Annotated in this window: 19 protein-coding genes; 1 reads left to right on the top strand and 18 read right to left on the bottom strand. The window is 39.6% G+C overall.

All coding sequences use genetic code 11. The features are described 5' to 3' along the window. Positions 1 to 31 precede the first annotated feature (31 nt). The 4 genes from LKE05_RS05945 to LKE05_RS05930 form a co-directional block, all read right to left on the bottom strand. Positions 32 to 274, bottom strand: a complete 243-nt coding sequence (locus tag LKE05_RS05945; protein WP_117966899.1) for an RNA-binding S4 domain-containing protein — start codon at positions 272 to 274, stop codon at positions 32 to 34. A gap of 113 nt (positions 275 to 387) precedes the next feature. Then, a complete protein-coding gene (hbs, locus tag LKE05_RS05940; protein ID WP_022230727.1) occupies positions 388 to 663 on the bottom strand; it encodes a non-specific DNA-binding protein Hbs in 276 nt (91 codons plus the stop codon). A gap of 154 nt (positions 664 to 817) precedes the next feature. After that, positions 818 to 1,594: a nucleoside triphosphate pyrophosphohydrolase gene (mazG, locus tag LKE05_RS05935; protein ID WP_117966902.1), complete on the bottom strand. Its 777-nt coding sequence runs from the start codon at positions 1,592 to 1,594 to the stop codon at positions 818 to 820. 70 nt (positions 1,595 to 1,664) lie between these two features. Continuing rightward, positions 1,665 to 3,197, bottom strand: a complete 1,533-nt coding sequence (locus LKE05_RS05930; RefSeq protein ID WP_308456241.1) for a putative polysaccharide biosynthesis protein — start codon at positions 3,195 to 3,197, stop codon at positions 1,665 to 1,667. A gap of 113 nt (positions 3,198 to 3,310) precedes the next feature. Here LKE05_RS05930 and aroA point away from each other — a divergent pair, with 113 nt between their 5' ends. After that, the gene (aroA, locus tag LKE05_RS05925; protein WP_308456240.1) at positions 3,311 to 4,576 is read left to right on the top strand and encodes a 3-phosphoshikimate 1-carboxyvinyltransferase; all 1,266 of its coding nucleotides are present in this window, start codon (positions 3,311 to 3,313) and stop codon (positions 4,574 to 4,576) included. A gap of 218 nt (positions 4,577 to 4,794) precedes the next feature. Here aroA and LKE05_RS05920 read toward each other — a convergent pair whose 3' ends face one another. From LKE05_RS05920 to LKE05_RS05855, 14 genes are all read right to left on the bottom strand, one after another. Further along, on the bottom strand, positions 4,795 to 5,751 hold the full coding sequence (locus tag LKE05_RS05920; protein ID WP_308456239.1) for an HAD-IB family phosphatase: 957 nt from the start codon (positions 5,749 to 5,751) through the stop codon (positions 4,795 to 4,797). A 13-nt stretch (positions 5,752 to 5,764) separates the two neighbouring features. Further along, positions 5,765 to 6,232, bottom strand: a complete 468-nt coding sequence (gene ispF, locus LKE05_RS05915; RefSeq protein WP_022229883.1) for a 2-C-methyl-D-erythritol 2,4-cyclodiphosphate synthase — start codon at positions 6,230 to 6,232, stop codon at positions 5,765 to 5,767. Beyond that, positions 6,229 to 6,918: a 2-C-methyl-D-erythritol 4-phosphate cytidylyltransferase gene (gene ispD, locus LKE05_RS05910; RefSeq protein ID WP_308456238.1), complete on the bottom strand. Its 690-nt coding sequence runs from the start codon at positions 6,916 to 6,918 to the stop codon at positions 6,229 to 6,231. The genes ispF and ispD overlap by 4 nt, the downstream gene beginning before the upstream one ends. Positions 6,919 to 6,980: 62 nt before the next feature. Further along, on the bottom strand, positions 6,981 to 7,466 hold the full coding sequence (locus LKE05_RS05905) for a CarD family transcriptional regulator (protein WP_022229885.1): 486 nt from the start codon (positions 7,464 to 7,466) through the stop codon (positions 6,981 to 6,983). Positions 7,467 to 7,651: 185 nt separating this feature from the next. After that, positions 7,652 to 8,200, bottom strand: a complete 549-nt coding sequence (locus LKE05_RS05900; protein WP_308456237.1) for a hypothetical protein — start codon at positions 8,198 to 8,200, stop codon at positions 7,652 to 7,654. 17 nt (positions 8,201 to 8,217) lie between these two features. After that, positions 8,218 to 9,147 (bottom strand): transketolase family protein, encoded by a 930-nt coding sequence (locus LKE05_RS05895; RefSeq protein ID WP_022229887.1) that lies wholly within the window; start codon positions 9,145 to 9,147, stop codon positions 8,218 to 8,220. After that, on the bottom strand, positions 9,147 to 10,022 hold the full coding sequence (locus LKE05_RS05890) for a transketolase (RefSeq protein WP_308456273.1): 876 nt from the start codon (positions 10,020 to 10,022) through the stop codon (positions 9,147 to 9,149). The genes LKE05_RS05895 and LKE05_RS05890 overlap by 1 nt, the downstream gene beginning before the upstream one ends. Beyond that, the gene (locus LKE05_RS05885; protein WP_022229889.1) at positions 10,018 to 10,416 is read right to left on the bottom strand and encodes a Mini-ribonuclease 3; all 399 of its coding nucleotides are present in this window, start codon (positions 10,414 to 10,416) and stop codon (positions 10,018 to 10,020) included. Before LKE05_RS05885 ends, LKE05_RS05890 begins: the two co-directional genes overlap by 5 nt. Before the next feature lie 173 nt (positions 10,417 to 10,589). Continuing rightward, a complete protein-coding gene (cysS, locus tag LKE05_RS05880; protein ID WP_117966912.1) occupies positions 10,590 to 11,999 on the bottom strand; it encodes a cysteine--tRNA ligase in 1,410 nt (469 codons plus the stop codon). Between the two features lie 98 nt (positions 12,000 to 12,097). Then, positions 12,098 to 13,639 carry a DUF3794 and LysM peptidoglycan-binding domain-containing protein gene (locus LKE05_RS05875; RefSeq protein WP_308456236.1) on the bottom strand — a complete coding sequence of 514 codons (1,542 nt, stop codon included), beginning with the start codon at positions 13,637 to 13,639 and terminating at the stop codon, positions 12,098 to 12,100. A gap of 139 nt (positions 13,640 to 13,778) precedes the next feature. Continuing rightward, positions 13,779 to 15,266, bottom strand: coding sequence for a rhamnulokinase (locus LKE05_RS05870; RefSeq protein WP_308456235.1), 1,488 nt, complete (start codon positions 15,264 to 15,266; stop codon positions 13,779 to 13,781). A gap of 398 nt (positions 15,267 to 15,664) precedes the next feature. After that, positions 15,665 to 17,821, bottom strand: a complete 2,157-nt coding sequence (locus LKE05_RS05865; RefSeq protein ID WP_308456234.1) for an S-layer homology domain-containing protein — start codon at positions 17,819 to 17,821, stop codon at positions 15,665 to 15,667. 127 nt (positions 17,822 to 17,948) lie between these two features. Further along, on the bottom strand, positions 17,949 to 20,558 hold the full coding sequence (locus LKE05_RS05860) for an exo-rhamnogalacturonan lyase family protein (RefSeq protein ID WP_308456233.1): 2,610 nt from the start codon (positions 20,556 to 20,558) through the stop codon (positions 17,949 to 17,951). Between the two features lie 13 nt (positions 20,559 to 20,571). Further along, a complete protein-coding gene (locus tag LKE05_RS05855; RefSeq protein ID WP_022230491.1) occupies positions 20,572 to 21,744 on the bottom strand; it encodes an NAD(P)-dependent malic enzyme in 1,173 nt (390 codons plus the stop codon). Between the last annotated feature and the right edge of the window lie 82 nt (positions 21,745 to 21,826).

Genomic DNA, 21,826 nt, shown 5'->3' with positions numbered 1-21,826 from the left:
TCTGACTAAATATATGTCCCTCGTTTTTAATTTATGACAACGGCTTGTAAAGTGATGACGCGTCATTTTTCAAAACGTGTTCGGCTATCGCCATAACCTGTACTTTTATAATTCTTTCGCCCATCTTGATTTCGATAATATCATTTTCCTTGACATCATATGATGCCTTTACCACTCTGCCGTTTACGGTTATTCTGCCTTGGTCGCAAGCCTCGTTTGCAACCGAACGTCTTTTTATAAGTCGTGTAACCTTTAAATATTTATCTATTCTCATATATTATTCTCCCTTTTTTATTAAATTCAGAAAATTCTAATTACCTTTTGAAAAACAAAACAGGAGTACCGCATATGCGACACCCCTGTAATAAAATCATAAAACCGCTTAAATTAGTTGTTTACAACGTCCTTAAGAGCCTTACCTGCCTTGAATGCAGGAACCTTTGATGCAGCGATTTGAATAGCTTCGCCTGTACGAGGGTTCTTACCTGTTCTTGCTTCTCTGTTTCTTACTTCAAATGTACCAAAACCAACAAGTTGTACTTTATCACCTGCACATAGAGCGTCTGTAATAGCTGCTGTTACAGCTGCAACTGCCTTTTCAGCGTCCTTCTTTGATAGTTCAGCCTTTTGAGCTACTGCTGCTACAAGTTCTGTTTTGTTCATGATTTTTCCTCCTAAAATTTTCAAAAGTTTCATTCAGCCGTTTTTCATAATTTTGTTAATCGGCTGTTCATTGACTAATTCTATTACATTTTTTCAGTTCTGTCAATAGCTTTGCACCATTTTAAGCCAATTTCACCTATTTTTTTTCGCAGATTTATGCCTTTTTTACAAATTCCCATAATTCATCAAGCTCTTTTGCCGAAAGTTCTGCCATATCCTTACCGTCCGAAACTGCTTTTTCTTCCATTTCCTTGAAACGATTTACGAATTTATCAGATGCTTTTGTAAGTGCAATTTCAGGTGTAACCTTCAAATGACGTCCCAAATTCACTACCGCAAACAACAAATCGCCGTATTCTTCTTCGATTTCATCAGCATTACCGTTTTTAACCGCCTCTTTAACTTCCGCCGTTTCTTCCGCAATCTTATCATATATCGGTTCTGTTTCTTCCCAATCAAAACCTACACTGCCGGCTTTTTTCTGTATTTTTTCACTTCTCATAAGTGCCGGAAGATAGTGCGGTACGTCCTCAAGCATCGCCGTATATGAATCAAGATTTTTCTCTTTTTTCTTGTTCTTCTCCCACTGTCCAAGTGCTTCTTCTGCCGATACCGCATTATCCTTGCCGAAAACGTGAGTATGACGTGTAATAAGCTTTGTACAGATTTCGTTTACCACATCATCAAAGTCAAATGCTCCTCTTTCTTCCGCAATTCTTGCGTGGAACACAACCTGCAAAAGCACATCACCGAGTTCATTTGCGAATGCGTGGTCGTCACCGCTGTCAAGCGCGTCAATCGCCTCGTAACATTCCTCTATCATACTTTTCTTTATGCTCTGATGTGTCTGTACCTTATCCCACGGACAACCGTTTTCGCCCCTTAGCTGTACCATTATATCGCGTAAATCATCAATAGAATATTTTTTCATAAGTAACAAATCCCTTTCATATTTTCTTCAATCTCTTGTATTATATCACCCCGCATTATTTTTTACAAGTCTATCCTTTAAGTATTTTTCGTACTTCTTTAACCGATATTGCATTTGTAAGAAACAGCATAAGCACATACGCACTCATACCGATACCGCACATTACGGCAAGATATACGAATCCGTCCCCCAATATCGCCGAAATATAGTTCGATGAAATGTACATAACACCGAACATAAGCACCGTCGCTATTGCGGGCTTTATAATTATTGCCGTAATATTCAATTTTAAACTCAAACATTTACGAATTGCAATTAAATTTAATATCATTACAAGAATATATGCTGCATTTGAGCTTATCGCAGAACCATATATATTAATTTCGGGCATAGCTATAAGATACCAACTCATTGAAAGCTTTACCGCACTTCCGCAAAGTGCCGTAAAAAACGGCAGCATTATTTTCCCTGCCGACTGTAATATCGCGGACGTTATCTGCGTCACACACATCATAATAACGCACGGTGCTATCGCCGTAAGCATAGCGGACGATGAACTGTTATGAAATAATACAGTAAGTATTTCATTACTCATCAAGTACATTATAACCGCACAAGGCATTGAAAGCATAACCGCAAGACGTATTCCTATATCGGTCGCGGTTTGTGCTTTTTTTGTGTTGTTTACGGCTATCGCTCCGGCTATTACAGGGAGTATGCTTACACCCAATGTTGCAAGTATTCCGACAGGCAGATGAAAAACGGTAAGTGCGTAACCGGTGTACGCACCGTACAAAAATCTTGCCTCATCACTTGAAAAACCGCCGTCAAGCAGTCTTGACCGCACAAGCGTTGTATCTGCCACATTTATTGCATTCGCCACCACCGACGCACATAAAAGCGGCAATGCGATTGACATAAGCTCTTTTAATATTTCCGCAGTATCGCTCTTTTCGGACTTTACATACTTTTTATCTCTGCCGTAAAAATACATAATCATAAGTATCGCCGTTGCGATAATCTCACCTGCCGTTACACCCATTATTGCACCGCCGGCTGTTTTTTCAACGCCGTAATTCAAAAAAAGTACAGCTAAATAATATCCTGCCGCAAGTTTAACAATCGCTTCTGTTACTTGTGAAAGTGCGGTCGGTATCATATTTGAAACGCCTTGATAATAACTTTTATATGCCGTACCGAGTGCAACGAAAAATATTGACGGTGCAATCATTTGTATTGCATATATCGCCTTTTCTTCTTTCATTGCAAGTGCAAAAAACGGTGAGCCGAAATAAAGCGCGACACTTCCGACAATGCCTATACACACAAGCAATATTGTTGAAATTTTCACTATTCTGTGGGTTTTACTGTATTCTCCTCTTGAATTTGATTCCGCAACCATTTTCGATATTGCAAACGGCAAACCCGAAATGATAAACGATAAAAACATTATGTAAACCTCAAATGCGATATTAAACACCGCCATTCCGTCCTCGTTAAGTATATATGTAAGAGGTATCTTAAATACCGCACCGAGTATTTTTGATATTGCATTTGCTATCATAAGTATTACCGCACCGGTAAGAAAACTCTGCTTTTTCATAACTCCCTCCACGCATTTTAACTTGTCTTTATATCCTATTTATGATATAATTATTTTATAACTAAATTAAGATGTTCCTTGTCTTGTTATCGGGAATATACGGAGGATAAGAAATGGTAATTCAGAAAATAAAAAAAGCCGTTGGACAAATTAAAGTTCCCGGCGATAAATCAATCTCACACCGTGCCGTTATGCTTGGCTCGCTTGCAAACGGCGTAACCGAAATAAGCGGTTTTCTAAAGGGTGCGGACTGTCTTTCAACTATTGACTGTTTCAGAAAAATGGGAATTGATATAGATATAAACGGTGAAAACGTAACCGTTCACGGTAACGGTCTAAGAGGTCTTTTAAAGCCTGATGAAATGCTTTATACAGGCAACAGCGGTACTACGACACGTCTTTTGTGCGGTATTTTGGCAGGCCAAAATTTTGATACGTCAATTACGGGTGACGCGTCTATTCAAAAACGTCCTATGGGCAGAGTCGTACAACCACTTTCAATGATGGGTGCAAAAATCGAAAATGAATATTGTCCGCTTTATATTACAGGTACAAAATTGCACGGTATAGACTACAAAATGCCTGTTGCGTCCGCACAGGTTAAGACTGCGATAATCCTTGCAGGACTTTATGCAGACGGTGAAACGGTTATTCACGAAATTGAAAAATCACGTGACCATACAGAACTTATGTTAAGTGCTATGGGTGCGGATTTAACAGTTGATAATCTTGATATTACCGTAAAACCCACAAACGACCTTACGGCAGTTAATGTTGATGTTCCGGGCGATATTTCTTCAGCCGCATTCTTTTTGGTACTTGGTGCAATTATGCCGAACTCGCAAATTACAGTAACAAATGTCGGTATAAACCCTACAAGAACAGGTATTATTGACGTTTTAAAGGATATGGGTGCAGATATTACACTTGAAAATGTACATACTTCGGCAGGTGAAACCGTTGCGGATATTACAGTGCGTTCTTCGTCATTAAAAGGCACAACAGTCGGCGGCGATATTATCCCTCGACTTATTGACGAACTTCCTATTATCGCAGTTGCGGCAGTTTTTGCAGACGGTCAAACGGTTATTAAAGACGCACAGGAATTAAAGGTGAAAGAAACAAACAGAATTCGTGCGGTAGTTGACGAATTTAATAAATGCGGTATCGATATTACCGAAACCGATGACGGTATGATTATAAACGGCGGTAAGAGTATTCACGGTGCTGATTTCAAAACATATGGCGACCACAGAATGGCTATGAGCCTTACAGTGCTTGCACAACTCGCCGACGGTGAATCAACACTTGACGACAGCGATTGCGCGTGCGTGTCATACCCGACTTTCTTTGATGATTTTTATAAATTAGGGAAATAAAATTTTAAGCCACCCCTCAGTCAACTGCGTTGACAGCTCCCCTCGATGGGAGCCAACAAGCCTCTCCTTGAGGAGAGGTGTCACGCAGTGACAGAGTGGTGGCTGTTTTATATTTTTAACAACCATACAAAAAAGGCGACCAATGGTCGCCCCTACGAATAATATTTTTTTGAATTACCGTCCACCAAAAAAGGCGACCAATGGTCGCCCCTACAATATCAATCATTTTTCTTAAACGTAAATATCTTCATAAACACAAACGTCACAGGCACGCCGATAATGGCGGCGATTGCGTAAGCGATGACGCTTGGACCGTGAATGAAATTATCAAACAGCCAAACGATAATTGTCTGTATTATGAAGTTCGGAATATACGATATAAAGAATTTTATAAACTTAACAAATCCCAAACGTTCTTTAAATGTAAGCTTACTGTTCAGCAAATACGACACCACATTTGACGTTATATATCCGGGAAAAAATGCAAGTGTGGTATTCGGAATAAACAATGAATATATTGTTGAAAAAATTACATTGCTCACCGTATTAATTCCGCCGACAATAAGGAACGACAAAAATTCTCTTGACAAGAACATTTTTAATTTTGACGGTTTATACTCATTCCACTCAATAAGTTCATTTCCTCTTATAATCATTGCTTTATCCGCAAGTTCGGCAAGCGGTGTATCGGAAAGCGAATCGGAATAAAATTCCTCACATTTAGCATTTGGAAATTTCTCATAAAGACGTTTAACCTTTTCTTCTCCCCAACAGTTTTCACCGTCATACAATCCCGTATGCTTATCAACCTTTGAAGCCATAAGATTTTTTATACCCAATCTTTCGCATATCGGTTTCAATAAAAATTCGGGTGACGCGGAAATTATTATATCATCGTCCTTTTGTCTGTCCTTGTACCAAGATTTAACCTTGTGTTCATTTATATTCCAAAAATCGTTTAACGCACTGTCTATGTCAGGTACATATGTCAAAAATCTATACATTTTTTCCTTAAACTGCGTTTTCGTTTTAACTCCCAAAATGTACAAAAAGAATGTCCATGCCATAATCGGCACACTAAGCAATATTTTAGGGTATTTCTTCAAGCAGTAAAAATAGAAATCCTTTGTACTGTCACTGTCATAAATTGTTTCATCAAAATCGTAAATATTCAAGCCATATATCCCCCTATTTCAATAATACAACCGCCGTTGCGGAAATGCCCTCACCTCTGCCCTCAAAGCCGAGTTTTTCGGTTGTTGTCGCCTTGATATTGACATCATCAATACCGACATTCAAATCATCTGCAACATTTTTTCTCATTTGCTCAATATACGGTAACATCTTCGGTCTTTGTGCCACTATCGTAACATCTGCATTACCCACGGAATATCCCTTTTCAGCCACTTTCTTTACGACTTCTCTCAAAAGCATACGGCTGTCCGCACCCTTATACTTTTCATCTGTGTCGGGAAAATGCTTTCCTATATCTCCGAGTGCCGCCGCACCGAGAATTGCGTCTGCAAGTGCGTGAAGTGCCACGTCTGCGTCGCTATGTCCCAAAAGTCCCTTTTCATACGGTATTTTAACACCGCAAATTATACAATCTCTGTCCTCTACAAGCTTATGAACGTCATATCCCTGTCCTATTCTCATTCCGTAATACCTCGCTTTCTGAGTATTCTTTCACCGATTATCATATCTTCGGGAGTTGTGAGCTTTATATTATCATAATTTCCGTCACTTATTTTTATCTTAACACCGTAATGTTCGGCAATCATACAATCGTCAGTAGCGACAAAATTTTCGTCAAGTGCTTTTTGGTGCATATCAAGTATCTTATCCAGATAAAACACCTGCGGAGTTTGAATCATAAATGTTTTTTCTCTGTCAACAGTTCCTGCTATAAAACCGTCACTGTCCGCACTTTTCAGCGTGTCCTTGCATTTAACACCAACCGCCGCCGCACCGAATTTTATACAATCCGCAACAGAATTATTAATTTCATCATCTGTCACAAGCGCTCTTGCGCCGTCGTGTATAAGCACAATATCACCTTCGGCTTTTTTCAGTCCGTTCATAACAGACTCCTGACGTGTCGCACCGCCTTCTGTTATATATGATACCTTTTTTATATCGTATTTGTCAACAAGTATTTGACATTCTTCTATATCATTTTTGCCTGTGACAACTATAATATCATCAATTTTATCATTTTTTTCAAATGCCGAAATTGTATAATAAAGCACTTCACGTCCTAATATTTTAAGAAAAACCTTATTTTTATCGGCACCCATTCTTGTGCCTTTGCCTCCTGCAACTATAACCGCTGTTATTTTCATAATATATCCTTTCAAAATAAAAGCAGAGCCATAAAACATAGCTCTGCACTTTTAATCACATATCAAACCAACGCGTCAACAGTATCGTTTAAAATGCTTTCAATGTCACTAACATCGGCAACTTCCGACAGGACAAGTTCGCTTACAACAATCTGTTTTGCACTGGTAAGAGTCTTTCTTTCACTTGTTGAAAGACCTTTTATTTTTTCACGGTACATCAGTTCTTTCAATACCAAAATCACTTGATAAATATCTCCCGACTTAATCTTAATAAGATTATCTCTCTGACGTTTATTCCAATTCGCGTCATCTTCAAGCTCCGCGTCACGAAAATATTGAAGTGCCTTTTTTGCCTCCTGCTTTTCTATAACAGGACGAATACCGATTTCTTCACTGTTTTCTATCGGTACATTTGTTACCATATTGCCTATGGCAAACTTTAGAACATAGTATTGACGTTTTTTGCCGACAATCTCTATTTCTTTGATTTCTTCTATTGTACCTGCACCGTGCATAGGATGTACAACTTTATCGCCGACACTATACATCTTTACTTACCGCCTTTCTCATTAACCACTATCTTAACAACATAATTATAACACAAAACGCCCCAAATGTCAAATTTTTTGATTATATCATAGTTACCAAAAAAAATCAACCCCTTTTGTGTAATTTTTTTTATAAATTGTCAAAATAAAAAGGATACCACTCTAAAGTAATATCCTTTTCGTTTTTATTCTTTATTTTGACCTGTGTTGTCGGGAATTATGCTTTCCAAGCGACCCGCCGCAGTAATCGCAAGATTTTTAAGCAAAGTCTTTTGATTATCGTCACTGCCCGAACCGGCTGTAATCTCAATTATACAGCCTCTGTCGTACACATGGATAGTCGGAAACGCTATATACGATTCCTGTCCTATACCCTCAACCAATTCAGCAGAAGAACGTTTTGACTTTTCCTGTTCGTACTGGTCGAAAAGCATTTGATAATCAATAGTATCTGTGAACTGTGTAACCTTAACCGTTACAGTATCATTTTGACCTATAGGCTCACTTCTGTAAAGCACTGTCGCAACATTACCGTTACGACTTGTACCTGATTCCTCAATAACAGGTGTATATCCGGCATTTAGTGCAACATCATCAGTTGTGATAAGTGTCGCCGGGTCGATTTCAGGTATCGGTGTAGGTGTCGGCTTTGCAAAAAGTCCGCCGCCACCGCCGCAAGCACACAAACCTATTATCATAGCCAAGCTTGCTAACACAAGCAATAACTTTTTCATAATTTTACCTCCAATGATTATTTCATTGCAATGGCATCTTTTACATTTTTAACGATATTTTCAGGAGTTAAACCGTATTCCTTAAATAATTCAGCCGGTTTACCCGATTTACCGAATCTGTCAGTACCGATAATCTTAACAGGTACAGGAGCATTTGCACATACCACTTCCGTAACGGCACTTCCAAGACCGCCCATAATGTAATGCTCTTCAGCTGTTACGATAGCGCCTGTTTCCTTAGCAGCCTTTGTTATTATTTCTTCGTCTATAGGCTTGATTGTATGGATATTGATTACTCTTGCGGAAATGCCTTCTTCTTCAAGCATTTTTGCCGCTTCAAGTGCCATACCTACCATAAGACCGGTTGCAATAATTGTTGCGTCCTTACCATCCTTTAGTTGAACGCCCTTGCCAAGTTCAAACTTGTAGTCCTCACTGTTTACGTCCTCAACGGCAAGACGACCGAATCTCATATATACAGGACCGTCGTGGTCAATAGCCGCCTTAACAGCTTGCATAGCCTCAATATCATCGGCAGGGTTTATAACAACCATATTAGGAATTGAACGCATTAAAGCGATGTCCTCAAGACATTGATGTGACGCACCGTCCTCACCGACAGAAATGCCTGCGTGAGTAGCACCGATTTTAACATTAAGCTTTGTATAGCCGATTGAGTTTCTAACCTGTTCAAAGGCTCTGCCGGCGGCAAACATTGCAAATGTTGACGCAAAAGCGATTTTTCCGCTTGCGGCAAGTCCTGCTGCCACGCACATCATATTACTTTCTGCAATACCCATATTTATAAATCTTTCAGGATATGCTTTCTTGAACATTTCTGTTTTTGTTGATTTTGAAAGGTCAGCGTCAAGCACAACTATGTTAGGGTTTTCACCGTACTTTACAAGCGCCGCTCCGTATGATTCTCTTGTAGCTTTCTTTGCCATTACAGACTCGCCTCCAATCCTTTGATTATTTTATCAAGCTCTGCGATTGCTTGATTGTACTGTTCTTCATTAGGTGCAGAACCGTGCCAGCCTGCGTTATTTTCCATAAATGAAACATTCTTGCCTTTAACAGACTTCATTATAATAGCGGTAGGCTGTCCCTTTGTAGCCTTTGCCTCGTCAACAGCAGCCATAAGTTCTTCAAAATTATGAGCACTTACCTTTATAACGTGCCAACCGAATGCCTCAAATTTCTTATCGATAGGATTAGGATTCATTACCTTAGAAATGTCACCGTCTATCTGTAAGCCGTTGTTATCAACGAAAATCGTAAAGTTGTCAAGTTTGTAATGAGCGGCAAACATAGCTTGCTCCCAAACCTGTCCTTCCTCAAGCTCACCGTCACCAAGAACAGAATATACTCTGTAATCCTTGTTGTCAAGCTTTGCGGCAAGTGCCATACCGCCTGCGGCTGACACACCTTGTCCCAATGAACCTGTTGACATATCAACGCCGGGTACTTTGTTCATATCAGGATGTCCTTGAAGATAGCTGTTTACATTTCTGAATGTCTTAATATCCTCTTTTGGTATAAATCCTTTTTCTGCAAGTACACCGTATAGTGCAGGTGCTGTGTGACCCTTTGAAAGAACAAATCTGTCTCTGTCCTCCATTTTAGGATTTTTCGGATCTACGTTCATTACCTCAAAGTAAAGCAATGTCAAAACATCTGCTACAGATAATGAACCTCCCGGATGTCCCGATGCCGCACTGTATACGGCTGTAAGAGCGTGCTTACGAACATTGTTTGCAATGATTGACAGCTCTGTGACTCTTTTCTTATCCATGTGTCGTATTTCCTCCCTTAAATTAATTATTATCTAACGCATTTTCATACGCGATATTCATAAGTGTGTCAAGTCTTTCCGTTTCTCCCGAAAGATACAGAAATCCTATAAGTGCCTCAAATCCCGTTGCTCTGCGGTATTCCGTCATATTTGCGTTTTTCGGCACTGTATTCGATTTTGCGTTTCTTCCTCGCTTGTATACCGCCGTTTCATCATCTGTCATATGTTCAAGCATTGCGTCTATACTGTTTGACTGTGCGTGTGCTTTGACATACTGAACGGTCTTTTTATGCAGTTTGTTGGCAGGAAGATTTTCGTGTTCTTCTATAATTCGTGTACGAACAAAAAGTTCATACACTCCGTCACCTATATAGGCAAGCGCCAAAGGCGAAAACTGTGACGGCTTTTTAGTTGTAAGCATAGTTACCTCCCCAAGTTTAAGGATTTTTTCAGCAAGTGCTGTGGATTAATTTGTTCACAGTGCTGTTTTGAAACTCGGGTGCTGTATACTTGATACCGCCCCGGTTGCATGGCGAGCAGCAGACCTTTGGTCTGCGACCAGCCCGAGTAAAAAATAGCGCTGTGGGCTAATTTTTATTCTGAGATGTAGTTCCACTTTACACCCATCGGCGTATCCTTTAACTCAATATTCATAGCTTTAAGCTTATCACGAATTGCGTCAGCTTCAGCCCAATTCTTCTCACTTCTTGCCTTGTTACGCTTTTCGATTAATTCTTCAACCTCTGCGTCTATCGACTTTTCCTGTGTCTTTTGGAATAAACCGAGTACACCGCCAAGCTCATGTATAAGGTCAAGCGTCTTTTCAACAACAACTTTCGCATTCTTATTTTCATTTGACAATGCGGTGTTTGACGCATAAACTATATCAAATATTGCCGCGATTGCGTCGGCTGTATTCAAGTCGTCGTCCATTGCCGCAATAAATTTAGTCTTGCAGTCATCAAGAGTTTTTGAATACTCCTTTTCGCTGTCTGTAAGTTCTCTGTCCTCACTGTTTTGAAGTAAAAATTCAAGATTGTCTATGCAAGTGTAAACTCTTTCAACAGCAGATTTTGCCTGTTCCATTAATTCATTATCAAAATTAATAGGATTTCTGTAATGAGCCGAAAGCATAAAGAAACGTACCACTTCACCGTCATACTGTTTAAGTATGTCACGAACAGTAAAGAAGTTTCCGAGTGACTTACTCATTTTCCTGTTATTTATATTAATATATCCGTTGTGCATCCAATAATTTGCAAAAGGCTTTCCATTTGCACATTCGCTCTGTGCAATTTCGTTTTCGTGATGCGGGAAAATCAAGTCTTGACCGCCCGAATGAATGTCTATCGTTTCGCCAAGATACTTGTTCACCATTGCACTACACTCGATGTGCCAACCGGGTCTGCCCATTCCCCACGGGCTTTCCCAAGCAGGTTCGCCCTCTTTTTGCTTTTTCCAAAGCGCAAAGTCCATAACGTCTTTTTTATGTTCGTTTACGTCAATTCTTGCACCTGCCTCCAAATCTTCCAATGGCTGTTTTGAAAGCTTGCCGTATTCGTTAAATTTCTTTGTAGAGAAATACACGTTTCCGTCAACATCGTAAGCATAACCGTTATCAACAAGTTTCTTTACAACATTGATAATCGCATCAATATTTTCCGTTGCTTTCGGGTGAATTGTGGCTTTGTGAATACCGATTGCCTGTGCGTCCTTAAAATATTCCGCAATAAATCTTTCACCAAGCTCTTTTACCGTTATACCTTCTTCGTTTGCACGTTTTATCATCTTATCGTCTATATCTGTAAAATTCTGTACAAATGTCACCTTATATCCTTGATATTCAAGATAACGGCGCATTGTATCAAAAACGATAAACGGTCTTGCATTTCCTATATGAAAATAGTCATATACAGTAGGACCGCATGAATACATTTTAACTTCACCTTTATTTATAGGGACAAACTCCTGTTTTTGTCTTGTTAATGTGTTATAAATTTTCATAAGCACTACTTCCTTTTTCCATTCTAACTTTAATTATATCGCAAAATAAAAGAAAATACAACCTCTATTTTTAAAAAATAGAAGTTGTATTTATGTTTTTATATGCTCGGAATAAATAATCTGTTTCCTATTTCAAGTTTGTCGGATTCCTCCATATTGTTAAACCTCAAAATTTCACTTTGCGGTACTGCATATCGTTTTGCAATCTCCCAAAGATTATCCCCTTTTTGAACAAAGTAAATCACTATACCGTTTTTGTCACCGTTTTCAAGCGGTTCTGTCACCACTTCATTCACAAGTTCGATTTTTCTTTTTCTGATTATATTTGCGTTAAGCGATAAAATACATCTGATTTCAATTTCACCCGCCACGTTCAAATTATATGCAGTGTGCTTTACTTCCGCTTTTATTTCCGGAATAAGGTCACTGTACGTACTTTCGCAGTCAAGCATATAGCTGAACGGCAATTCTTTTTTCATACTGTAAACGGGGCTTTCGTTGCTGTCTGTCAAATATAAAATATATGCCTCGATTTTACCCTCTGCCAAAAGTTTACCGCGTTGTATCTGTGCCTTTGTGATATACGGTCTTGTTATCACGTCATACACTCCGGAAACGGACGGTGTACCCGTGCCCATTTCCACCATTTCACGAATTGTGTTCTGTGATGACGGACGTGACACAACTTCTTCAAGTTCCACTTCTTCCTTTAAAAGCTGAGTTTTCGTAAACGGCTCATAGCAATCGCATATCATATCCACCGCCACATTTTCCGTTGCCTTGACCTGTGCCGTAACGGTTACGTCAATATCAACAATTCTGTTATCGCCGTCATTATCCTCAGCAATCTGATACCTTACGTCCGATATGCTGTAATCAATATCGCATATCGTTTCGTCACCGGCGTCGTCGCAATCAATAATTTCCGTAAAAGGCACTTCGCTTTCCATAAACTGAATACAACAGTCACTGTCGGTATACAGAACGCATACACTTATTTCCCCTTTTACAACAATCTTTCCCGTAACCGCTTTATATTCCGAATCGGATATTTTTGTATCGACTTTCAATATCTCGTTGATTGATGTCTGACCGTTCGGAACTTCTATTGATTCCTTTACAGAAAATTCAGTTTCCGTCAGTCCGATACAATTTTGCAGTTTTACGTTTTCCTTGAGCAATTCCGCATTATCGCAGTCCTCCGCCTCAACCGCTATCTCAACATTCTTTTCGGCTACAACCTCATAGTCCAAACCCACAATCACCTTAATTCTCAGTTTACGACTGTTTATAAGCGAAAATTCGGCTCTATCCACGTTTGCCATTATAATTGCAGTCATATCGTCGGTTATATTTTTGCTGTCCACATTTTGCGTAAAGTCAAACGACGTTATAATACTTTTTACCTTTTCTCTGTCACTGTCGGGTATGTACAAAATTTTCAAATCAACTCTGCCTGTGACATTTACTCGTCCGTTTGTAATTTCCTTGTTCGTAATACACGATACTGCGTCAAGCTGCAAAATTTTTAGTATATCGGGTTTCACATCGGGTACGATTATGTCCTCATCAACAAGTACCTGCGTGTCGCCCTTGCACGAAACTTGATTTACAGTTACATTCTCCTTTACTAATTCCATAATTAATATAATTCTCTCCTTTCGTTAAATAAAAATCTAAAAAAATTGTTCACATTTCTGTGTACAACTTTATTCAAACTTTTCTAATAAAAAAATTCTCATAGTAAATACTATGAGAATTTTTATGAATTATTCTTAATTATGCGTTTTTAATAATTTCTTTCCACTTTTCGTAAGCAGCATCCCACTTTTCTGAATCCTGAGGCTCGTATGTTTTAATATCGAATGAATTGCGAACAACTTTTCTGCCTTCATTGATGTCCTTAATCGCACCCATAGCCATTGCCTGTACAATTACGTTACCGATACTTGTAGCCTCAACAGGGCCTGTGCTAACAACACGCTTTGTTGCGTTTGCGGTAAATTGACAAATCATCTTGTCCTTGATACCGCCGCCGACAATATTAACAACATTGTACTTGTTGCCTGTAACGTCCTCCATACCCTCAACAGTTTGACGATACTTGAACGCAAGACTTTCTGCGATACATCTTACAACTTCGCCCTTTGTTTCAGGCACTTTCTGACCTGTCTTTTTACAGTATTCCTTTATACGCTTAGGCATATTACCCGGTGTTTGGAACTCTGCATAATCCGGATCAACAAGACTTGCAAAAGGTTCTGCCGCATTTGCCTGTCTTTCAAGTTCGTCAAAGCTTAGAAGTTCGCCTTCTCTGTCCCATTGACGTCTTGATTCTTGGATTAGCCATAGTCCCATAATGTTCTTCAAGAAACGGATTGTCTTATTAACTCCGCCCTCGTTTGTAAAGTTATGGTTGAATGCACCGTCCGAAGTATTAGGCTTGTCAAGTTCAACACCCATAAGTGACCATGTACCCGAAGATATGTAAATAAAGTCTTTTTGGTCAACAACCGGTACTGAAGCAACGGCACTTCCCGTATCGTGTGAAGCAACCGCAACAACAGGCACTTGTTCAATACCAAGTTCTTCTGCAAGTTCCGGTTTTACTTTGCCGACAATTTCACCTGGGAATATAACATCTGTTAAAATATCTGTCGGAATACCGAGTTTCTTTAACAAATCGTATGACCATTCGTACTTTTCACTGTTGTACATCTGTGTTGTTGACGCATTTGTGTATTCAGTCTTTTTAACACCTGTTAAGAAGAAGTTGAATAAGTCAGGCATCATAAGCAAAGTTTTTGCATTTTTTAGTGAAGTATCACCCGATAGCTTTGCTGACAAAAGCTGATATATTGTATTGAACCAGTTAAAAGCAATACCTGTTTCCTTGAAAATTTCTTCTTTCGGAACAAGTTTAAATGCCTCGTCATACATACCCTCTGTTCTTGTATCACGATAGTGATAAGGATTGCCGATAAGCTTGTCATTTTCGTCAAGCAAACCATAGTCAACGCCCCATGTGTCGATACCGATACAGTCAATATCTCTGTCACCCGAATTTGCACACTTTAAGATACCTTGCTTGATTTCAAAGAATAATCTAAGAACGTCCCAATGCAAATCTCCGTTTATGTTAACAGGGTCGTTTGAAAAACGGCGCTTTTCTTCAAGAGTGATTTTTTCACCGTCAAATGTGGCAAGCATTGCACGTCCCGATGACGCACCAAAGTCAAATGCTAAAAATTTATACTTTTTACCCATATTCTTTCCTCTTTTCTTAAAAATAAATTTTACTAAATATATTATACATTAAATAAAATACTATGTCAATATTACACATAGTGCATTTTTGATTTATAGGAATAAGTTTTTATTTTTACAGTTTAAATAGTATGATTCGCCACCACTCCGTCACTATCGTGACACCTCTACTCAAGGAGAGACTTTTCGTTGTCCGCCATATTTCACAAGGCTCATCTTGAGGGGAGCCGGCGGCATAGCCGTCTGATGGGTGGCTTTTGTAGGATGTCATGGTGCCGTCCACTACTCTCCGTTTTGGGCGACCGATGATCGCCCCTACAATGTGTTTTGTGATACCATTCCAACAAAATATATTTCCACACAAAAAACTCCGACCGAAGTCGGAGTTTTTAATCTAATTAATACCAAGTTTGTGAATCATACTTATCAAGTACGTTTCTGATATTAGCTATTCTTGTTTCTGTATCAATAAGACCGTTATCGTCATAAGCACTTGTTGCCTTTAGCATAGCTTCTTCTGCCCAGTGACCGTCAAGGTCTACGATTGAATACAATTCAGGAGTTACTGTTGTACCGTCTTGAGCTACAAGACCCATATCTGTACGTCCGATAACATTATTGAACATTTGACAGAATTCTGCTCTTGTCATAACTCTGTCAGCTTCAAATGTTGTATCACTTGTACCGCTCATATAACCGTAAGCAACTACTGTTTCGATATATGACTTATACTGTGAATCAGCAATATCAGTAAATTCAGTTTCACCTGTCTTTGTCAGTCCCAAACCGTATGCAAGAAGTTTTGCAACTTCGCCTCTTGTAACTGCACCGATTTCAACTGAATCAACACCGTCAAATGCACCCTTTTGAGCAAGATATGCAAGACCTCTTACATACCATGTACCCTCATGCTTTGCAATGTTATCTGTTACAGGATAAACTGTATCTGTTGTACCGTACTTTTGGTCAACCATTCTTGTAATCATAGCTGCAACCTGTTCTCTTGTAACAGCGTCGTCAGGAGCCATCTTAACTTCTGCAACCCATTTACCGCCGACTACATTACCTTCTTCGTCAGTTACGTCTACTCTTTGAATAGCAGGTTCATAACCGAATATATACGCATAGCCAAGACCTTGAAGATCCACTTCTTCGCCCGGTGTAACAGTCGGAGCCGGTGTAGGCTCTTCAGTTGGTTCCGGTGTTGGTTCTTCTGACGGTACAGGTGTTACGTCAGGAGTTGTATTACCTGCATGACCCCAAATTACCGCACCATCACCGTAAATATCAAGTGAATTACAGATTAGTTGACCGCGGTTAATACCGTTACCTAATGTTGTACCAATCTTTACATCGGCTTTCGGAGCATATACTGTACCTTCAATATTAGCACCGCCGCCGTAAATGTTGAATGTTTCCGCACTTGTTACAGTGTTACCTATCATATGGCAAGATACTTCATATGAAGTTGCATTGATTGCGTTTACATTACCTGTAACTCTTTCGTCAGCATACTGACCGCTGTTTGCAAATCTTACCGTTTCAGCCTTTGTTACAATGTCACCTGTAATCTTACCGTCAAAGTCAAACTTTGATGTTCCGTAAGAATAAATGTCACCCTCAAGAGTAAATGTATTACCGAATGATACAGGTGCGCTGCCAAGAACTATATCACCCTTTGTCGGAGCATTGAATGATAGATTCTGCGGTTCACCGTCATAGTAAATATCCGCGCAAATCATAGAGTTTGCACTTGTACTGCCGATTGAAACCCAGCTGTCACCCCATTGACTCGGAACGATAATCCATTTCAAATCGCCTGTACCGAAATCAAATGTACCGTCACCTGTGTCAACTACGTTTACCATAACCTCACCCGGAGCTTGTGAAATAAGATATGCAGGATTGTCGCCTACTACTTCAATATAACCTTTCTTATCATTAGCAGTAGAGAATGATAATTGATTAACTTTTACATATACCGGACCGTTTGTTGTGTCGATAACAACCTTACCTCCTTGAACGCTTAGTCCGTCAAATGATGTATTCTCTGAAATTGTGTAATATGGATAACCGTTTTCATCGGTAGGAAGACTCGGATACGACCAGGCATTAACGCCTACCCAACCTTGTGCAGATGTGTATTCTACATCTTCATAAGCAGGTGTTTCGGGTTTTACAGAATCATCTGTAAGATAGGTATCGGGATAATATGCATCAAGATACTTTGACATATTTTCTTCAACCTTATCCACACCTTTTCTGTTTGTGTCTTTAAGGATTGCAGAATATTCGTCTTGATAGCTTACTTCTTGTGATGAAATTATATCACCGTCAAGATAGTTTTCACCAGCATTGTCAAACTTAACCTGTCCGCCTGCATACACGTCACCCTCAATATTCATTGATTGATGTGCGTTTACCCCGTCAAATGCTACAACAGCCGCATTGTTGATTGTAGAAACCTGTGTTTCCGGAATCTGAGCAAAAGCAGACACTGCCATTGTAAGCATTGATCCTGCAACCAAGCAGGAAACCATTTTTTTCATGTTCATAAACCTCTCCCTCTCTCCAGTTATTATACTATCAATATATAGTTATATTAATTGTATATACATATAATACCACTCAACATCTATATTTGTCAATATCTTCAGGAAAATTTTATAACATAAATTATCCTTATTTCACCCAGTCAGCCCATTCGTAGTCGTTGATTGAATCTTTGATGTAATCCTTGGTAAGTTCCAGTGCAACAATTACATTCAGACACCACTGTGAAGTAAAGTTTGTACTTATCCAGAACATTTCTTCGAGATTTTCATTATTAAAGTAATTCTTGTAAATTCCTATATCGAAATTATCTTTCTTGTCCTTGCCTGCCAAAGAATGAATAAGCACTTGCCATACTTGATATGCAAGCTCGGCATTATCCGTTTCTCTTGCCGCATATCCGCACAAAGCCGATGCCATATACGGATAAACAAATCCGTTGCCGGTCAAAAGACCGTTTGAAATTTTCTTTTTTTCCTCAACCGGTAAGAAGTAAAATTCGCCGTACTGAACAAGCATATCCTTAAATACTTCATCATCTAAAAGTTCAGCAAGTTCAAACCAAGTTTCGGGACCGCCCATACAAACGGCAAGGTGTGCACCGCCTGCGGCACTTTCTCCGATATATCCCAAATGGCCCGTTTCGGGATCATATTCATAGTTTGAACCCGAAATCATACGCATAGGCGACTTTTTCAAATCATTGATACCCGTAACAATCTTATCTCTATAATGATTATCGTTATCTCTCTCCCAAGCCGTATACCAGTTTGAGCAATATGTTGACCAGTCCGGACCGCTTCTTGCATGAGTAGGAAGTTTCATTTCTTCTTTCTTATAGAAATATCTAAGCGGATCCATATTAAGCGTTGCATAGTCAGCATCCTTAACATCGTCCATTGCGTCACCTATTCTCGGATCACCGCCCATCAAATAATACAATGCTCTGTGATGTCCTGCCATAGCGATACGCGGTTCTTTACAGGAATCGCCCCAATGCACAACATTATGACGGCTGCCAAGACCTTTCAAATCACCGAAATGGTATATATCAACATCTGCACTGTGACGGCTCATTGCCTCCGCCATAGTGAAAATATCTTCTCTGCCCGAACGCATAAATGCAAGCCACAACCATAATGTCGGTATAAGTTCGGTATTCTGCCAAGCGTAACCGCCCATATCATATCTCCAACAATGACGTTGTGCGTCATATGTGTGCATTATATCGCCGTAATCCCAAAGACCGTACCAATGTCTTTGTTCGACTTCGTTCTTATAAAATGCAAATGCTTTGTCAAGTTCTTCTTCAAGCCACTTTTTAAGCGGTGTATCCTTTGACGGCAAGCTCCATTCACCCATAGCTTTAACTTCGTGATAATATTCAGGAGTTGCAACAAGTACAGACGGTTTCTGTACAGTTTCGGCTTGTTTCATAAGTTCATCGTCCGACGGCACTGTATCATATAAAAACAGTGACATTTCGTTTGTATTCGCAATTCCGTATGCCGACGAGCCTATTTCAGGGAATCCCTCATAATATGTTTGGTCATGTGCAACGGTGTCATAGTGACGCATATCCTGTGCTTCTGCGTCCGGCGGAACCATCCACGCGGTAAGGCTTGCGTTATCCGTACAAAGTCCGTCAGCATAAATTGATGTAGGATACTTCTCCCAGAAGTTGTGCATACAGAATGCCGTACCTTTTATTTCGTCCGCAATGTACATAAGACCTTTTGAGCGTTTGCCCCAATTTGCCTTTATAAATGTACATTCTTCGTGTCCTGTGCGTTTCTTTACTTCAAAACTGTCTGCCGTAACCTGTTGCAAACGATAGCTGTCCCACTTTGTTACATTATCAATTTCCTCTTTTGTAACCGCATTACCGTTTCTCAAGTCAACCATTTCCGAAAGGCTTACTTTTTCGCCCGCAAGCTGTTTTGAATAAATCGGCTGAATACCGATTGACGGTCCAAGACGCGGTCGCCACAAATTTAAAAGCTGCATTGTTTCGTGCATGACACCGCAGTCACCTGTTATCTTTATACGTCTGTTATAAAGTTCACCTTCCATTTTTCTTGTAAGCTGAACGCCGACACCTTTTATAAAATCGGTCTTTTCATCGCCGTCATACAAGAATGTATGGATAATCTTGATTTCATTTTCATCATAGAATACAGAAAATCTGATTATGTAACGCAAAAATTCACTGCCGTCACTGTTTTTGTGTTCACCCGTAACTTTTACCGTTGTTTTCAAATTACCGCAATCTTCAATTTCGACAGTATTGATTTCTCCGATATACGGTATGCTTTTTCTTATTTCAACGTCACCGTCTTTACTGCGAAGTTCTTTTACGGCTTTTAATGTTACATCACCGTAAGGAGTTTTCATCAAGACCGAACCTTGTTTTGGGAATACCGCTTTAAATTTGCCGTTATCAACAGTTATCTCGTTTTCTGTTTCATTTGTCTTTATTCCGTCAAAACCGTCATATTTATCCGCTTTGTTTATTTCAACAGTTTCACTGTCTGTTTTGATTGTGTACGAAGTCCATTTTGTTGAGCCGTCGGGATAATATGCAATCGGCTTTTCCTGATATGCAATAGCGTTTCCGTTTTCGTCATTTACTGAAAATACTGTTTCTTTTGTAACTTCGCCTTTTTTCCAAGGCACACCGAATGTAACATATCCGCCTTTTGAACGGTTTTCAAGCCAATGTAATTTTATGCTGCTCATTTTTCACATCTCCTTATATTCTTGCAACGCCCGATTCTCTTGCTGCTTTTGCAACAGCCTTTGCAACGTTTTCCGCTACACGCTTATCGAATGCGTCAGGAATAATATATTCATCATTAAGTTCATCGTCTTTAATAATATCGGCAATCGCCTGTGCGGCTGCCATTTTCATTTCATCATTAATATCGCTTGCTCTTACGTCAAGTGCACCTCTGAATATACCCGGGAATGCAAGCACATTGTTGATTTGATTAGGAAAATCACTTCTTCCCGTACCTATAACTCTTACGCCTGCCTTCTTTGCAACGTCAGGCATAATTTCCGGAACAGGATTTGCCATAGCAAACACGATTGGATCTTTAGCCATTTTTGCAACCATTTCTTCCGTAAGAATACCAGGTGCGGAAACACCTATAAATAAATCTGCGTCTACGATTGCCTCATCAAGCTTTACATCAAGATTGTCCGGATTTGTAAGTTCGGCAAGCTTTGCCTGTTCGCTGTTCATTTCAGGGTTTCCTCTGTAAAGTGAGCCGTACTTGTCGCACATAATTACATTTTTCAAACCTCTTGAAACAAGCAGTCTTGTTATCGCCATACCTGCCGAGCCTGCACCGTTTACAACGGCTTTAATTTCCGTAATATCCTTGCCGACTACCTTTAGAGCGTTAAGCACCGACGCAAGTACAACAACGGCTGTACCGTGTTGGTCATCGTGGAATACAGGAATATCACATTCTTCTCTCAATCTTCTTTCAATCTCAATACATCTCGGAGCGGATATATCCTCAAGATTAACACCGCCGAATGAACCGGCAATCATTTTAACCGTATTTACAATTTCGTCAACGTCCTTTGAACGAACGCAAAGCGGAAATGCGTCAACATCTGCAAACACCTTGAACAATGCACATTTACCCTCCATTACAGGCATACCTGCCTCCGGACCTATATCGCCAAGTCCGAGTACAGCTGTACCGTCCGTTATAACGGCAACAAGATTTGAACGTCTTGTGTATTTATATGACAAATCCACGTCCTTTGAAATTTCAAGACAAGGCTCTGCAACACCCGGTGTGTATGCAACAGAAAGTTCTTCTCTGTTTGTAACCTTTGCTCTTGACACAACTTCAATTTTACCGTGCCAGTCCTCGTGTTGTTTTAGTGCAAATTCTTTCTTATCCATTAGTTTCTCTCCTATTCTATCACTGTGTACAATTACTTTCATTTTATCACAACTCACTCGTACATTCAATACGTTTGCATTA

The sequence above is a fragment of the Hominilimicola fabiformis genome (assembly GCF_020687385.1).
Lineage (GTDB): Bacteria > Bacillota > Clostridia > UBA1381 > UBA1381 > Hominilimicola > Hominilimicola fabiformis.
This window is presented reverse-complemented; position numbering and strand designations above follow the sequence as displayed.

Excerpts from the sequence above, each read along its gene's own strand:
- LKE05_RS05945 (WP_117966899.1), bottom strand. The coding sequence starts at position 274 with ATGAGAATAGATAAATATTTAAAGGTTACACGACTTATAAAAAGACGT.
- hbs (WP_022230727.1), bottom strand. The coding sequence starts at position 663 with ATGAACAAAACAGAACTTGTAGCAGCAGTAGCTCAAAAGGCTGAACTA.
- mazG (WP_117966902.1), bottom strand. The coding sequence starts at position 1,594 with ATGAAAAAATATTCTATTGATGATTTACGCGATATAATGGTACAGCTA.
- LKE05_RS05930 (WP_308456241.1), bottom strand. The coding sequence starts at position 3,197 with ATGAAAAAGCAGAGTTTTCTTACCGGTGCGGTAATACTTATGATAGCA.
- aroA (WP_308456240.1), top strand. The coding sequence starts at position 3,311 with ATGGTAATTCAGAAAATAAAAAAAGCCGTTGGACAAATTAAAGTTCCC.
- ispF (WP_022229883.1), bottom strand. The coding sequence starts at position 6,232 with ATGAGAATAGGACAGGGATATGACGTTCATAAGCTTGTAGAGGACAGA.
- ispD (WP_308456238.1), bottom strand. The coding sequence starts at position 6,918 with ATGAAAATAACAGCGGTTATAGTTGCAGGAGGCAAAGGCACAAGAATG.
- LKE05_RS05905 (WP_022229885.1), bottom strand. The coding sequence starts at position 7,466 with ATGTATAGTGTCGGCGATAAAGTTGTACATCCTATGCACGGTGCAGGT.
- LKE05_RS05900 (WP_308456237.1), bottom strand. The coding sequence starts at position 8,200 with ATGAAAAAGTTATTGCTTGTGTTAGCAAGCTTGGCTATGATAATAGGT.
- LKE05_RS05895 (WP_022229887.1), bottom strand. The coding sequence starts at position 9,147 with ATGGCAAAGAAAGCTACAAGAGAATCATACGGAGCGGCGCTTGTAAAG.
- LKE05_RS05885 (WP_022229889.1), bottom strand. The coding sequence starts at position 10,416 with ATGCTTACAACTAAAAAGCCGTCACAGTTTTCGCCTTTGGCGCTTGCC.
- cysS (WP_117966912.1), bottom strand. The coding sequence starts at position 11,999 with ATGAAAATTTATAACACATTAACAAGACAAAAACAGGAGTTTGTCCCT.
- LKE05_RS05875 (WP_308456236.1), bottom strand. The coding sequence starts at position 13,639 with ATGGAATTAGTAAAGGAGAATGTAACTGTAAATCAAGTTTCGTGCAAG.
- LKE05_RS05870 (WP_308456235.1), bottom strand. The coding sequence starts at position 15,266 with ATGGGTAAAAAGTATAAATTTTTAGCATTTGACTTTGGTGCGTCATCG.
- LKE05_RS05865 (WP_308456234.1), bottom strand. The coding sequence starts at position 17,821 with ATGAACATGAAAAAAATGGTTTCCTGCTTGGTTGCAGGATCAATGCTT.
- LKE05_RS05860 (WP_308456233.1), bottom strand. The coding sequence starts at position 20,558 with ATGAGCAGCATAAAATTACATTGGCTTGAAAACCGTTCAAAAGGCGGA.
- LKE05_RS05855 (WP_022230491.1), bottom strand. The coding sequence starts at position 21,744 with ATGGATAAGAAAGAATTTGCACTAAAACAACACGAGGACTGGCACGGT.